The 13,824-nt window shown below is 56.9% G+C and carries 18 protein-coding genes and 1 riboswitch; of the genes, 6 read left to right on the forward strand and 12 right to left on the reverse strand.

From position 1 onward, the window contains the following. Window positions 1-8: 8 nt before the first annotated feature. Complete coding sequence (locus BH714_RS04065; RefSeq protein ID WP_040017110.1) at window positions 9-1,010, reverse strand: magnesium transporter; 1,002 nt, start codon at window positions 1,008-1,010, stop codon at window positions 9-11. A 60-nt stretch (window positions 1,011-1,070) separates the two neighbouring features. Next, a riboswitch (M-box (ykoK) riboswitch) is annotated at window positions 1,071-1,240 on the reverse strand. 290 nt (window positions 1,241-1,530) lie between these two features. Here BH714_RS04065 and BH714_RS04070 point away from each other — a divergent pair. After that, window positions 1,531-2,034 (forward strand): DedA family protein, encoded by a 504-nt coding sequence (locus tag BH714_RS04070; protein ID WP_040019009.1) that lies wholly within the window; start codon window positions 1,531-1,533, stop codon window positions 2,032-2,034. Window position 2,035: 1 nt separating this feature from the next. On the opposite strand, the gene BH714_RS04075 is transcribed toward BH714_RS04070, so the two are convergent. Continuing rightward, a complete protein-coding gene (locus BH714_RS04075; RefSeq protein ID WP_032681279.1) occupies window positions 2,036-2,785 on the reverse strand; it encodes an SDR family oxidoreductase in 750 nt (249 codons plus the stop codon). A 100-nt stretch (window positions 2,786-2,885) separates the two neighbouring features. Between BH714_RS04075 and BH714_RS04080 the strand changes: the two genes are divergently transcribed. Next, the gene (locus BH714_RS04080) at window positions 2,886-3,245 is read left to right on the forward strand and encodes a winged helix-turn-helix transcriptional regulator (protein WP_020884724.1); all 360 of its coding nucleotides are present in this window, start codon (window positions 2,886-2,888) and stop codon (window positions 3,243-3,245) included. Between the two features lie 86 nt (window positions 3,246-3,331). Next, window positions 3,332-4,573: a bifunctional glucose-1-phosphatase/inositol phosphatase gene (agp, locus tag BH714_RS04085; protein ID WP_040017112.1), complete on the forward strand. Its 1,242-nt coding sequence runs from the start codon at window positions 3,332-3,334 to the stop codon at window positions 4,571-4,573. 32 nt (window positions 4,574-4,605) lie between these two features. Here agp and BH714_RS04090 read toward each other — a convergent pair whose 3' ends face one another. Together BH714_RS04090 and wrbA are read right to left on the reverse strand one after the other, a co-directional pair. Further along, window positions 4,606-4,833 (reverse strand): YccJ family protein, encoded by a 228-nt coding sequence (locus BH714_RS04090; RefSeq protein ID WP_014169490.1) that lies wholly within the window; start codon window positions 4,831-4,833, stop codon window positions 4,606-4,608. Window positions 4,834-4,851: 18 nt separating this feature from the next. Beyond that, window positions 4,852-5,448, reverse strand: coding sequence for an NAD(P)H:quinone oxidoreductase (gene wrbA / locus BH714_RS04095; RefSeq protein ID WP_014169491.1), 597 nt, complete (start codon window positions 5,446-5,448; stop codon window positions 4,852-4,854). Window positions 5,449-5,839: 391 nt separating this feature from the next. Between wrbA and BH714_RS04100 the strand changes: the two genes are divergently transcribed. Together BH714_RS04100 and BH714_RS04105 are read left to right on the forward strand one after the other, a co-directional pair. Further along, a complete protein-coding gene (locus BH714_RS04100) occupies window positions 5,840-6,010 on the forward strand; it encodes a con-10 family general stress protein (protein ID WP_001273664.1) in 171 nt (56 codons plus the stop codon). Between the two features lie 117 nt (window positions 6,011-6,127). Then, on the forward strand, window positions 6,128-7,051 hold the full coding sequence (locus BH714_RS04105) for a DMT family transporter (protein ID WP_040017114.1): 924 nt from the start codon (window positions 6,128-6,130) through the stop codon (window positions 7,049-7,051). Here the strand turns inward: BH714_RS04105 and rutG are convergent. Genes rutG through rutA form a run of 7 tightly spaced genes read right to left on the reverse strand, consistent with a single transcriptional unit; the run spans window position 7,039 to window position 12,479 of the window. Then, window positions 7,039-8,367, reverse strand: coding sequence for a pyrimidine utilization transport protein G (gene rutG, locus BH714_RS04110; protein ID WP_014169495.1), 1,329 nt, complete (start codon window positions 8,365-8,367; stop codon window positions 7,039-7,041). The two genes, BH714_RS04105 and rutG, sit on opposite strands and share 13 nt — an antisense overlap. 21 nt (window positions 8,368-8,388) lie before the next feature. Then, the gene (rutF, locus tag BH714_RS04115) at window positions 8,389-8,883 is read right to left on the reverse strand and encodes an NADH-dependent FMN reductase RutF (protein WP_040017115.1); all 495 of its coding nucleotides are present in this window, start codon (window positions 8,881-8,883) and stop codon (window positions 8,389-8,391) included. A 9-nt stretch (window positions 8,884-8,892) separates the two neighbouring features. Continuing rightward, complete coding sequence (locus BH714_RS04120) at window positions 8,893-9,483, reverse strand: malonic semialdehyde reductase (RefSeq protein WP_020884720.1); 591 nt, start codon at window positions 9,481-9,483, stop codon at window positions 8,893-8,895. A gap of 9 nt (window positions 9,484-9,492) precedes the next feature. After that, complete coding sequence (gene rutD / locus BH714_RS04125) at window positions 9,493-10,293, reverse strand: pyrimidine utilization protein D (RefSeq protein WP_020884719.1); 801 nt, start codon at window positions 10,291-10,293, stop codon at window positions 9,493-9,495. Between the two features lie 7 nt (window positions 10,294-10,300). Next, window positions 10,301-10,687: a pyrimidine utilization protein C gene (rutC, locus tag BH714_RS04130; protein WP_020884718.1), complete on the reverse strand. Its 387-nt coding sequence runs from the start codon at window positions 10,685-10,687 to the stop codon at window positions 10,301-10,303. Window positions 10,688-10,698: 11 nt separating this feature from the next. Next, window positions 10,699-11,388, reverse strand: a complete 690-nt coding sequence (gene rutB, locus BH714_RS04135) for a pyrimidine utilization protein B (RefSeq protein WP_020884717.1) — start codon at window positions 11,386-11,388, stop codon at window positions 10,699-10,701. Then, complete coding sequence (rutA, locus tag BH714_RS04140) at window positions 11,388-12,479, reverse strand: pyrimidine utilization protein A (protein ID WP_025204484.1); 1,092 nt, start codon at window positions 12,477-12,479, stop codon at window positions 11,388-11,390. Before rutA ends, rutB begins: the two co-directional genes overlap by 1 nt. A gap of 243 nt (window positions 12,480-12,722) precedes the next feature. On the opposite strand from rutA, the gene rutR reads away from it, so the two are divergent. Further along, entirely contained in the window at window positions 12,723-13,361 is a 639-nt protein-coding gene (gene rutR, locus BH714_RS04145) for an HTH-type transcriptional regulator RutR (RefSeq protein WP_014169502.1), read from the forward strand. On the opposite strand, the gene BH714_RS04150 is transcribed toward rutR, so the two are convergent. Then, window positions 13,358-13,753, reverse strand: coding sequence for a lysozyme inhibitor LprI family protein (locus BH714_RS04150; protein WP_020884714.1), 396 nt, complete (start codon window positions 13,751-13,753; stop codon window positions 13,358-13,360). The genes rutR and BH714_RS04150 overlap by 4 nt on opposite strands. Window positions 13,754-13,824: the final 71 nt, after the last annotated feature.

Raw genomic sequence — 13,824 nt, forward strand, 5'->3', positions numbered from 1 at the left:
CTGCACTCTTATTCCAGCCCCAGCGTGTACTGCGCAATCTTGAAGTAGATAATCAGACCGGTTCCGTCGATAAGCGTCGCGATAAAGGGCGCGGAAACGACGGCCGGGTCAATGCCGCAGCGCTTCAGTACCATCGGAATAACTGACGAGACAATCGCACTCCACAGCGTAATGCAGACCAGCGTCAGGCTGACGATAAGGGTAATTTCCAGCCCGATACCCATCATCCAGGCGCGAACACACCCGGCAAGACCAAGCGTGGCGGCAATCATCAGCGAGGTGGTCATCTCCTTTCGTAACACGCGGCCAACGTCGCGCAGACGCACTTCACCCAGCGCCATTGCACGCACCAGCGTGGAGGTGATCTGCGTCCCGCTGTTCCCACCGGTCCCTATCAGCAGCGGAATAAAAAAGGCCAGGGCAATGGCGGATTCCAGCGCCTCTTCGAAGTGCTGAATAACCGAGCTGGTATAGGCTTCAGCGACAAACAGCAGCAGCAGCCAGACGGAGCGTTTTTTCCACAGGCTGTAGGGGCTGGTTTCCAGATACGGCTTTTCCAGCGGCAGCGTTGCTCCCTGGAGCTGGGCATCTTCGGTGACATCATCTTCCAGCAGATGGGCGATTTCGCGTTCGGTCAGGCAGCCGACCACTTTACCGTGCGTGACCACCGGCACGACATCCGCCTCGCCGTGGGCCAGCAGCCCGGCGACATCGGCACGCTCGTCTTCCGGTTTGACCTGCAGAAACTGAGAAATCATCAGCGTTTTCACCGGCTGTACCGTATCGGCGGTCTGCAGCAGTTTGCGCACCGCAACCATGCCTGCCAGCCGACCGTTATCTTCGAGGAAAATATGCGATGGAATATCATCCTCTTTTAATTTTTCGAAAAATTGCTCGCGTGCCAGCGCCACGCATAATGAAATATCGAGGACGATAAAATCGGTATTCATATATTGCGCGATTGCGCTGTCATTGAATGCCAGGTTTTGATTGTGAATAGCGTAAGACATAGTGAATTCCCTTTGAATAATAAAATCTCTCAGGGGCGAGCAAGACAGGGCATGTCGAAGAGGAGATCCCCACGTCCTGGGTTCAGCACTGTACACCGTATCCCGTAAGGGAAGTTATACTGACAAAGCCTTGATTCGACAGTGCCTGTTTTACCCTGTGCCGGTTCTCTCGAACCCACCAGAGCGATAACGTGTATTTGTACAGGAGCCTCGCCATAACGAGATCGTTGTAAAACGAGAGGGATAATACGCCACTTTAAAAATCGCGCTGTGGAATTTAAAAGACGTTTAAGAAACGTTTAGAACAATAATTTAATCCCGCGTATTAATGACATCGATTATTCATCAATGACGGAGGTTATTGCTCAAGAGAGTATAATTCCACACCTCTGTGTTTCTAAATGGCGCTGACATTTTCGCGTGTCGTTAATGCCTTCCTGCTGGAGGTCTGAGCGGTTGATACCCCATTTAAGGTTGTTCGTTTCTAATGGTCAGCATCACGAACGCTGCGGGGTGGAATATGATGTGGTTTGACAATCTGCTGAATCATTTTGCGCTCTATCCGACGCATCTGTTCGCGCTGCTTTTCGTCATCGCGCTGAGCAAGTCTACGGTACTGGTTTCCTCCGTGCTTCCGCCGGCCTCGGTGATGCTGCTGGCAGGGATCACCGTCAGCCAGACCAGCCTGCATCCGGGACTGACGTGGCTGGCTGTCGCGGCGGGTGCCGCAACAGGGTCGGTATTGAATTATCATATCGGCCAGTTGATGGGCCACACGCGGCTGGTCACGCGCTTCACCTCCCGGCACGCCGAGAAATTTTTGCGGGTACAACATCAGCTGCAGAAAAACGGCGTGCTGGTGCTCTTTACCGCGCGTTTCCTGGCGGTGCTGCGCTATATCGTCCCGCTGGCAGCGGGCATGCTCAGACTGAACGCGGCGAAGGTGTACGCGGTAAGCCTGATTTCAGCCGTCGTATGGGCGGCGCTGTATGTCGGCATCGTCACCGGCATCAGCGCCTTTTGACCTACAGGTTTCCCATTCCGCCGTCGACCAGCAGTTCCGTTCCCACCATATAGCGCGATTCGTCAGAGGCAAGATAGAGCGCGGCTTTCGCCAGCTCCGTCGGCGTGCCCATTCTGCCCAGCGGCACAAGTTTGGTGATATCCCCCAGCATCGCCTTGAGCGCTTCCTCGCTTAACCCCGTTTTATTAAATGCCGGTGTTTCTACCGGACCCGGGCTCAGGCCGTTGACGCGAATACCGCGCGGCAACAACTCCCCTGACAGCGTGCGTGCCAGCGACAGTAATCCCGCCTTGCTGGCGGCATAAACGCTGCTGGCAGGCAGCCCGATGCGGGCGCTCACGGACCCGCACAGGATCACAGAGGAGGGATTATTGAGCAGCGGCAGCAGGGCCTGAATCAAAAAGAACGGTCCTTTAAGGTTGATGCCCATCAGGCGATCCCAGGCGTCTTCCTGCCACTCTTCAAGCAGCCCGTGCGTCACATCGCCGGCGTTAATAAACACGGCATCAAGACGTGGCCAGCGAGAGGCGAGCGTGTCCGCCAGCGCTTTTTGCGCGGCGATGTCACCCGCATCGGTCGGAATAACCCAGGCATTATCGCCCAGAATGCGTTGTGCTTCGGCAAGGGTATCCGGGTTACGTCCGGTGACAGCAACGTGCGCCCCTTCGGCAATAAATTCCTGCGCGGTAGCGAGACCAATACCGGAAGTACCGCCGGTAATCAGCGTATATTTACCTGCTAAACGACCCATGTGCTTCTCCTGAAATGACTCTGGAGAAAGCACTATAGAAACGTTAGTATCGAAAGGAAACCAGGTACCATTTGGATACTAATGAGGCAAGAGGTGTGCTATGGCGGAATCACTCACTATACCCTGTGAAAAAAAATCTGAGGTTTATCTCTGCCCGATGACGCAGTTTGTAAACCTGATTTCCGGTAAGTGGGCCATCCCGGTGCTCTATCGCCTGATTATGCTCAATGCACCGGTCCGGTTTGGCGATCTGCTGCGTGCCGCCGCCCCCATCACGCAAAAAGAGCTCACGAAGCAGTTGCGCCTGTTTGAGCAGCGCGGGCTGGTGTCGCGCACTATCTACCCGGAGATCCCACCGCGAGTGGAGTATCAGATAACCGCGCTGGGATTAACCCTCCAGAGCGCGCTCTCCCCGCTGGCCGACTGGATGAGCGAATACGGCGATCGCCTTGAAAAGTAATCCTCAGTTTGCGAAACGCTTCCCGGAAAATTGTCACGAATCTGTCACACTCACTGCGACATTTTAAAACGAGTGAGGAATTAGGGATGAGAAAAGCACTACTCGCGCTGGCAATCGCCGGTTCCATAACAGTGACATCTGGCGTGCAGGCGCAAGAGACGCCGGAAGGGTATCAGCTGGAACAAGTTTTAATCATGAGTCGCCATAATTTGCGCGCGCCGCTCGCCAACAATGGCAGCGTGCTCGAGCAATCCACACCGAAGCAGTGGCCAGAATGGGAGGTGCCAGGCGGCCAGCTCACCACCAAAGGTGGCGTGCTTGAAGTCTATATGGGCCACTATATGCGCGAGTGGCTGGCACAGCAGGGAATGGTGAAAACCGGCGAGTGCCCGGCCGCGGATAGCGTATATGCCTATGCCAACAGCCTGCAGCGCACTGTCGCCACCGCGCAGTTCTTTATCACCGGCGCCTTCCCGGGGTGCGATGTGCCTGTGCATCATCAGGAAAAAATAGGCACCATGGATCCGACCTTTAACCCAGTGATTACGGATAACTCACCTGAATTCCGTGAAAAAGCGCTGAAGGCGATGGAAACTGAGCGGCAGAAAATGCAGCTTGGCGAGAGCTACAAGCTGCTGGAGCAGATGACGAATTACGCCGATTCACCGTCCTGTAAAGAGAAGAACGTGTGCTCGCTGGCGGAGGCGAAAGATACCTTCAGCGCTGACTATGAAAAAGAACCTGGCGTATCGGGTCCGTTAAAAGTCGGTAACTCGCTGGTGGATGCCTTCACGCTGCAGTATTACGAAGGCTTCCCGGCAGACCAGGTTGCCTGGGGTGAAATTAAAACCGATCAACAGTGGCGCGTGTTGTCGCAGCTGAAAAATGGCTATCAGGACTCGCTGTTTACCTCCACCGAGGTGGCGCAAAACGTGGCCAAACCGCTGGTGAAGTATATCGACCAGGCCCTCGTCACCGGGCAGGCGAAAGCGCCGAAAATCACCCTGCTGGTGGGGCATGATTCCAATATCGCGTCGCTGCTTACGGCGCTGGATTTCAAACCGTACCAGCTGCATGACCAGCACGAGCGGACGCCAATTGGCGGGAAAATTGTTTTCCAGCGCTGGCATGATAAAAACGCCAACCAGGAGCTCATGAAGATTGAGTATGTCTATCAGAGCGCCGACCAGTTGCGTAACGCCAGCGTATTATCACTGGATGCGCCGGCACAGCGTGTGACGCTGGAGCTGAAGGGGTGTCCGGTTGATGCGAACGGTTTTTGCCCAATCGATAAATTCAATGCGGTGATGAATAACGCGGCGAAATAGGTAAAACCCCCCGCTCAGGCGGGGGGAAACGTTCAGACGTTTTTACGTTCGATGGTTTGCTCACCCCAGAAGAGCGCGTCTTTGTCCGTTTTCCCGAAGGCACGTTCCAGCACTTCATCGCTGCCTTCTTCCCAAATCTGCTCTGCCAGCTTCTCGTCATAGTTCGCGACTTCAAAAATGGCTTCGGCGATCTCCGGAGAGGTGTTGCGTAAACTTGCCCATTCACCCACGCGGTGGGCTTTGGATTCTTGAGTTGGCATGCTTGTCCTCCTGTTGAGTTAGCCGTTCAGTTTTTTGGCGAGGCCTGCGACATACTCACCCTGATAGCGGGCGATAGTGAGCTCTTCGTTGCTCGGCTGTCGGGAGCCATCGCCACCGGCAATGGTGGTGGCGCCGTACGGTGTCCCGCCACGAACCTGGGAAATATCAAACAGTTCCTGCGCGCCGTAGCCAATCGGCACAATCACCATCCCATGATGAGCAAGGGTAGTCCAGGTTGACGTAATCGTCTGCTCCTGACCGCCGCCGGTCCCGGTGGAGCTGAAGACGCTGGCGAGTTTGCCGTATAACGCTCCGGATGCCCAAAGTCCTCCGGTTTGATCGAGGAAGGTCCGCATCTGGCCTGACATATTGCCAAATCGGGTAGGGGTGCCGAAAATAATGGCATCGTAATCAGCCAGTTCCTGCGGGGTGGCAACCGGGGCATTTTGTGTTTTCCCCCCGGCTTTGGCGAACGCCTCAGCCTGCATCGTTTCCGGTACGCGTTTCACCACAACTTCTACGCCGTCCACTCTGTTTGCACCTTCTGCTACCGCGTGAGCCATGGTTTCAATGTGTCCATACATGGAATAATAGAGCACCAGAACTTTTGCCATTTTGCATCACTCCTCGTTTGTGTTTTCTGACAGCGGATCGCTGCGTTCATTTAAAGATAAGTCATCACAGCCAGACTGCAAAAATGAACGGCATTTCTTTGATTTATAACAATATGGATACAAAAGCGCTTTGTAGCAAAATGAAACAACTTTCCCGCTGCGGATTTTTAAAATGATAAGAAAGGCTTATAAATGGTCGTCGCGTAATCTCACCCGAATGGCTGAGATCATGTTGCAGAATATTACCTCTGACTTGCCGGATAGCCGCATTCCACTAAGCTTAATTTCACGCGGCACAGATAAAGGCACTGTCCTTCAGCCGCGCGGTGAAAGAATCCTCTTTTACTGAATGCAATATGATGTCTAATGTTTCACACTCTGGAGGTTAGAGATGGCAAACCATCGTGGTGGTTCAGGTAATTTCGCTGAAGACCGTGAAAGAGCATCAGAAGCAGGTCGTAAAGGTGGCCAGTCTAGCGGGGGGAATTTCAAAAATGACCCTCAGCGTGCATCAGAAGCTGGCAAAAAAGGGGGCAAAAACAGTCATGGCAGCAATAAGTAATACGCCGGGCTGATACCCTGCCGCCGGGATCTCCCGGCGGTTTTTTATTTCTGCAACATTGAACTGTCACCAAAGGCATCGCACACTAGAGGATTGATGCTTATTTGCTGGTGCCGCATGTCTCTCTCCCGTTTCACATTCTCCGTCAAACCTCAGGAAGCCCTTCTCATTCTGATCACCATGTTCTGGGGCGGAACCTTTCTCGCCGTCCAGTACGCGGTCACGCTGAGCGGTCCGTTCTTTTTTGTCGGCCTGCGCTTTGCGACGGCGGCGATTGCCGTGGGGTTACTCTCGCTTAAAACCTTGCGTGGGCTGACGCTTAAAGAACTGAAGGCCGGGGTGGCCATTGGGGTTGCGATTGCCATGGGCTACAGCCTGCAGACGTGGGGATTGCAGACCATCACCAGCAGCAAATCGGCGTTTATTACCGCCATGTATGTGCCGCTGGTGCCGTTACTGCAATGGCTCTGTCTGGGGAGAATACCGGGTCTGATGTCCTGCACGGGGATCGTGCTGGCGTTTATTGGCCTTATCTTGCTTGCCGGGCCGGAAAACAACCTGCTGGCGCTGGGGCCGGGCGAAATCATTACGCTGGTGGGCGCTATCGCGATTGCCGCGGAAATTATTCTGATCAGCGCCTGGGCTGGCAAAGTGGACGTCAAGCGCGTCACCGTGGTTCAGCTGGCGACCGCGTCGCTGGTGGCTTTTACCACCATGGTGCCGGCAGGGGAGTCTGTTCCGCCGATGTCCACCGGGCTGGTTGTGGTGGCGCTGGGGCTGGGTATCTTTAGCGCCATCATCCAGGTCACCATGAACTGGGCGCAGCGCAGCGTTTCCCCGACCCGTGCGACGGTTATCTATACCGGTGAACCGGTATGGGCGGGCATTTTCGGGCGTATCGCCGGAGAGCGTTTACCGCTGCTGGCGCTGGTGGGTGCGGCGTTTATTGTCGCCGGCGTGCTGGTGAGTGAGCTGAAGCTGAAACGGAAGAAAAAAGCGCTGCCAGAGCGTGACAGCGCTGCGATAAATCAAGAGTCCTGATGTACCACGTCGCCCTGCGGTGCGGCCGCTTCCCGGCGGCTCAGCAGGGCGTTAAGCAGGATTGCGCCAAAGGTTGCGGTGCCAATCCCACCAAGGGTGAAGCCGCCCAGCGTCAGGGCAAAATCTCCCGCCCCCAGCACCAGCGTGACCGCCACCATAATCAGGTTGCTGTTCTGGCTCAGATCGACACGGTGCTGCACCCAGATGCGTGCCCCGGCAACGGCAATCAGACCAAATACCACAATCGATGCCCCACCAATCACCGGCGCGGGAATGGTGTGGATCAGCGCGCCGAATTTCGGTGAGAAGCCGAGGAGCATCGCCATCACCGCTGCCGCCACGAAGACCAGGGTGGAGTAAACTTTGGTCACTGCCATCACACCAATATTTTCAGCGTAGGTCGTTACGCCGCTGCCGCCGACCGAGCCGGAGAGCATGGTAGCCAGACCGTCGCCGACAAAGGCGCGGCCCATGTAAGGGTCCATGCTGCGCCCGGTCATACCCGCAACGGCTTTCAGATGGCCTAAGTTTTCTGCCACCAGGATCACCGCAACCGGCGCAATTAACATCATCGCCTGCGTGTTAAAGACCGGAGACGTCACCTGCGGCAGGCCGAACCAGGCGGCGTTATGCAGCAGCGTAAAATCAACCGGCTTGCCCAGACCGAAGACGTTTGCCAGCAGGGCGTACACCAGACAGGCAACGATTAACCCCACCAGGATCAACAGTCGCTGGATCATCCCCCGCGTAAACACCGCCACCAGGCCAATGCAGAGTACCGTGATCACCGCCATCCAGCTTTCAAAGGGCGAACCGGAAACACTTCTGACGGCTATTGGCGCAAGGTTCAGACCAATTGCCATTACCACTGCCCCGGTGACGACGGGAGGCATCATCCGCTCTATCCAGCGCGTCCCGACCTTCATGACCACCAGGCCAATCAGCGTGTAGACCAGCCCGCAGGCGATAATGCCGCCGAGCGCGACGCTCAGATTCGGGTTGATGCCCTGACCGTTAAAGCCGGTGGTGGCGATGACCACGCCGACAAACGCAGCGCTGGAACCAAGATAGCTGGGCACGCGCCCGCCGGTGATGAAAAAGAACAGCAGGGTACCGATACCCGACATCAGAATGGACAGATTGGGATCAAGCCCCATCAGCATGGGCATCAGCACCGTTGCGCCGAACATCGCAACCGCGTGCTGAACCCCCATCACTAAGGTTGGCCCGAGCGGGAGCCTTTCATCCGGCGCGACCACGCCAGGTTCCGTAGAGGTCGATTTCAACTGCCAGTGGGGAAAACCGAACATTGCCATGAGCTGACTCCTTAAGGAGGGTTAACAGGCGGGTCGCATAAGCGCGTGATAGCCGCGGTCAAACCACACCAGCCCTTGCGGCGCGGGGTGGCGAATAATCGAAACGATGTCGCAAAACAGGATGTCGTGCGTGCCCACGCTCACCGCCTGGCTGATACGGCAGTCAAACGAGGCCAGCGCCTCCTCCAGACGCGGGCAACCCGTTTCGCCGGTCTCCCAGCGCGCGGCGGCGAAGCGCTCGTCCATCGGGGTTTTCCCCCCAAACAGGTTTGATAGCGGCTCTTGTCCGGCGCTCAGGGTATTGACGCACAGGGTGCGGTTTTCACTGAAGGTCGGCCAGACGGATGCGCCACGGTTCAGGCATACCAGCAGCGTGGGTGGTGAATCCGTTACGCTGCACACCGCGCTGGCGGTGAAGCCCGCCATCCCGGCAGGACCGTCGGTGGTGATGATATTGACCGCCGCACCGACGCAGGCCATGGCATCACGGAAGGTTTGTTTATCGGGTGTCATCATGATGGCTCCTTATGCCAGTGCGCATGCGTCTTCAAAGGCCAGACGCGGCAAACGGCCGTAGAGTTTGCTGGTATCGCCATAGCCAATATTGATAAGCAGATTACTTTTTAGCGACGTGCCGGTGAAAAACGCGTCGTCGACTTTTTGGCGATCAAAGCCTGACATCGGGCCCGTATCGAGCCCCAGCGCCCGACAGGCGAAAATCAGGTAAGCCGCCTGCATCGCGCTGTTGCGAAAGGCGGTCTCTTCGGCAAGCGCCGGGCTTGAGGTAAACCAGCTCCGCGCATCCCCGTGGGGGAACAGGACGGGCAGGCGTTCATAAAATTCACTATCCCAGGCGACAATCGCCGTGACCGGGGCGGTGAGGGTTTTCTCCAGGTTGCCGCTGGAAAGCGCCGGGCGCAGTTTTTCTTTTCCCTCTGCGCTTCGTACAAACACAATCCGCGCTGGCGAGCAGTTGGCGGACGTGGGACCCCATTTCATCAGGTCGTAGATCTCGCGCAGCGTCTCGTCGCTGACGGGGATCGCCTGCCAGCCGTTATGGGTGCGTGCGCCGGTAAACAGTGATGCCAGCGCGCCAGGGGTAATCGCTTCGCTCATCAGGGCTCCTTATAAAGCGGGTTCAGGGCTGTGCAGCAGGCTGGCAAGCCCGTTCAGCAGCAGCGTATTAAAAGTTTCTGGCTCGGTGACGTTGCAGGCGTGCCCGCCCTGGCGCATTACCACCTTGTGGCTGCCGGGGATGGCCGCCTGCAGCTCAGTGGAACAGACCGCAGGGATGAGCAGATCGTCGGCGGAGCAGATAAGGTGTACCGGGCAGTGAATGCGTGAGGCATGGCGACTGAAGTCCGCTTTCTTCAGGGCATTCAGCCTGTGCAGCAGGTTGTTTTTGCCCTGGAAGTGGGCCAGTGCCAGGGCCTCTTCGGCCTCCAGGCGCGGCGCGCGGGCGGCCATCCAGTCGGCCGGGTAAAGAAACAGCGGCTGCGCCTCTACCCACGCCTGTGCGCCGCCTGCATGAAGCAGGCGTTCACGGATCTGGAAACAGCGTCGGGTATGAGCATTCAGAGTGAGCCAGCCGTTCACGCACACCAGCGCGCTGAGGGCATCGGGGTGGTCGAGCGCCAGCTGCAGGCCGATCAGCGCCCCCAGCGCATGACCCACGACGCAGTAACGAACGATCCCGGCGGCATTCAGCGCCCGGGCCAGCTCGTCGGCCATCATCGCCAGGCTGTAGGCTTCCGGCAGCACGTCGGGATTATTGCCCGTCCCGCGCTGGTCGTAGCACACCACCTGGTACTCTTGCTCCAGGACGGCAAGCTGCGGTAGCCAGTAGCTGCCGCCCCCGCCAAGCCCGGCAATCAGGACAACCGTGGGCGCGCCGTCGTAAGGGGGAGGTGAGACAGAGAGCTTCATGGCCGCCTCACTTTGCGATGTGTGCAACGGTCGCGATTTCAACCAGCGCATCTGGCTTCACCAGCCCACACTGAATGCAGAACCGGGCCGGTTTATCACCGGGAAAGAACTCGGCGTAAATGTCGTTAATCGCGGCGTAGTTTTTCCAGTCGGTGATAAAGATACTGTTGAACGTCACATCCTCCATTGTGCCACCCGCTGTTTCGATCACTTTTTTGATCGTCTCCAGCACGTGGCGGGTTTGCGCCTTTGGGTCGTTGGGGTAGACCACGTTATTGTGCTGATCAAACGGCAGCGTGCCGGATACATACACCACACCATCGGCCAGCGTGCCGGGCACGAACGGGGCAATCGGGGTACTGGTTCCTGGCGGAATAATCACGGATTTCGGCATGGTCTTGTTCCTCAGGCAATACGGGCTAACGGTGGATTCAGGGCGTCGCAAAAATCCGCGACGTTGCTGACCCAGCCAAAAAAGGTTTCGATGTTGAACAGGGCCGCTTGCTGCGCAAACGCCGGCCCGGCCTGATGGGTGGCGTCTTCCAGCACCACGCCAAAATATTCCAGGAAGAAGCCGTCGCGCAGGGTGGATTCCACGCAGACGTTGGTAGCGATGCCGGTAAAGACCAGATGACGGATCCCCCGGCTGCGCAGCAGGCTGTCGAGCGGGGTGTTAAAAAAGCCGCTGTAGCGCGGTTTGGGCAGCACGATATCGCCTGCCTCTGGCACCAGCTCATCCACCAGCTGGTAATCCCAGCTGCCTTTCGCCAGCAGTGTGCCCTGCAGTTCGGGCCGTTTGCGCATGGTTTTCAGGGCGTTCGATTTATGGAAATTGGGAGAGCCCGGGCCACCGGCCTCCACATATTGATCGTCCCAGCCGTTCTGGAACCAGACGATCAGCATGCCTGCCGCGCGGGCTGCGTTGACTGCGGTTTTAATGTTCTCAATCACCGGTCGGGTGGCGGAGACGTCAAATCCCGCCAGATCCAGATAGCCGCCCTGGCTGGCATAGGCGTTTTGCATATCCACCACAATCAGGGCACTTTGGTGCGGCGCAAAGGTGATGGCTTCCGGACGTGCTGCAAGCGTGGTCATTACGCGACCTCCTTTGTGATAGCAGGAATGTGGGCGCGGCACTGCATCAGCGGCTGAATGCGCTCGCCGAATGTTTCCACACCGGTCAGGAACTCATCGAAGGTCAGCAGCACGCCTTCCGCACCGGGCACGGCGGCCACTTCATCGAGCATTCTGGCGACGCTGGCATAGGAACCGACCAGCGTGCCCATGTTGATGTTGACCGCTGAGGTCGGGTCGGCCATCTGACGGACGTTGGTGTCCGAGCCGGAACGGGTATCTTTCTGGCTCTGTTCGGTGAGCCAGCTCAGCGCTTCATCGTCCGCGCCCGCCTTATACCGTTCCCATTTCGCGCGGGCGGCGTCGTCGGTTTCGTCGGCAATGACCATAAACAGGACATAGGAACCCACATCGCGACCGGTTTTGTCCGCGGCCTCTTTCATGCGTGCCGCGGTCGGGGCGAAGGCGGCTGGGGTATTCACGCCTTTGCCAAAGCAGAAGTTGAAGTCGGCGTATTTAGCGGAGAATTCCATTCCTGCGTCGCTCTGCCCGGCGCAGATCACTTTCATCGGGGCGGAAGGCTGCGGGCTAACGCGGCAGTCGTTCATGGTGAAGTAATCACCTTTGAAGTCGCTTTTGCCGGTGCCCCAGAGATCGCGCAGCACCTGCACATACTCGGTCAGGTAGTCATAGCGGCGGGAGAAATACTCGTCGCCCGGCCAGATCCCCATCTGCTCATACTCAGGTTTTTGCCAGCCCGTAACCAGGTTAACGCCAAAGCGACCACCGGAGATGGAGTCGATGGTGGAGGCCATTCTGGCAACGATCGCCGGCGGCAGGGTGAGGGTGGCGGCCGTCGCGTAGATCTGAATGCGCGAGGTGACGGCTGCCAGCCCGGCCATCAGGGTGAAGGACTCCAGGTTGTGATCCCAGAATTCGGTCTTGCCGCCGAAACCCCGCAGTTTGATCATCGAAAGCGCAAAATCGAAATGGTAGTGCTCCGCCTTCTGCACGATAGCTTTATTCAGCTCAAAAGTAGGCATGTATTGCGGGGCGGTGGTCGAGATTAGCCAGCCGTTGTTGCCGATAGGTACAAATACGCCAATTTTCATCACGAACCTCTCTTTACGACGTTGCAGGTAAAGAGGGTTTTGCAAAGGCAATGCCAGTTTTGAAAATGGCTTTGTTATTAATGTGTTAATCAATGGTTGGTTAATTGAGATACGCAAATGTGGACTAAATGGTCAAAAACATTGCACAGAAAACAGGCATTCATGCGCGATCGGAGTGCAGAGTGTCGTGGTCGGTGAGGGGTTTTGCTATGCTGATGGCAACGCAAAATATGGAGAGCGGGAATGACACAAGGTGCAGTGAAAACACCCGGTAAACGTTCGCAGGCGGTCAGTGCGAAGAAGCAGGCCATCCTGAGTGCGGCGCTGGAGACCTTTTCGCAGTTTGGTATTCATGGCACGCGCCTGGAGCAGGTGGCGGAACAGGCCGGGGTGTCGAAAACGAATCTGCTCTACTACTACCCGTCGAAAGAGGCGCTTTACATTGCGGTGATGCAGCAGATCCTCGATATCTGGCTGGCGCCGCTTAAGGCGTTTCGCGAAGAGCTTGCCCCGCTGGTGGCGATCAGGGAGTACATTCGCCTGAAGCTGGAGGTGTCGCGTGATTATCCGCAGGCGTCACGGCTGTTCTGCCTGGAGATGCTGCAGGGCGCACCGCTGTTGCAGGCGGAACTGACCGGGGATTTAAAACAGCTGGTTGACGAGAAATCGGCCATTATTGCCGGATGGGTGGCGGGCGGGAAGCTGGCTCCAGTTGACCCGCATCATCTGATCTTTATGATTTGGGCCTCCACTCAGCATTACGCTGACTTTGCGGCCCAGGTTGAAGCGGTGACCGGTAAAACGCTCCAGGATGAGGCGTTTTTCCACAGCACGCTGGAAAACGTTCAGCAGATGATCATTGAAGGGATCCGCGTGCGTTAGTTTCCCGGCGGAAGAGGGCAGCTTAAATCGCCCTCTTCACACTGCATCAGTGAGGCAAGAAACGCTTCACGCTCAACGGTTTTTTCGTTCAGGCACTGGCTGATGATCATCGGCTGAACGCTGCCTCCCTCAGTACCCGACCCGATAAAGTTGCAGTCGGCATCGCGCAGGGCAATCCACGCCTGCTGTGCCTTTTTCAGAAGCTCACGCTGTGGGGCTTCTGCGCGTTTGATGGCAGCCTGATACGTCTGATTCAGTTTTTTATCGGCTGCCTGGTACTGCTGCGCCGTACAGGTGTTCATTTCAAGCTGGGTGGTCGCATTTGCGCATTCTTCTGCCAGCGCGTTCGCGCTCAGCAGCAATGCAGCCCCCGCGATCAGATATCTTTTCATCATCCCCTCCATGTAAAAAAGCCGGATGCGCTGTGCTTATCCGGCCCTGGGTTATTTTGTCACCCCGGTAA

The organism is Enterobacter ludwigii (genome assembly GCF_001750725.1).
Lineage (GTDB): Bacteria > Pseudomonadota > Gammaproteobacteria > Enterobacterales > Enterobacteriaceae > Enterobacter > Enterobacter ludwigii.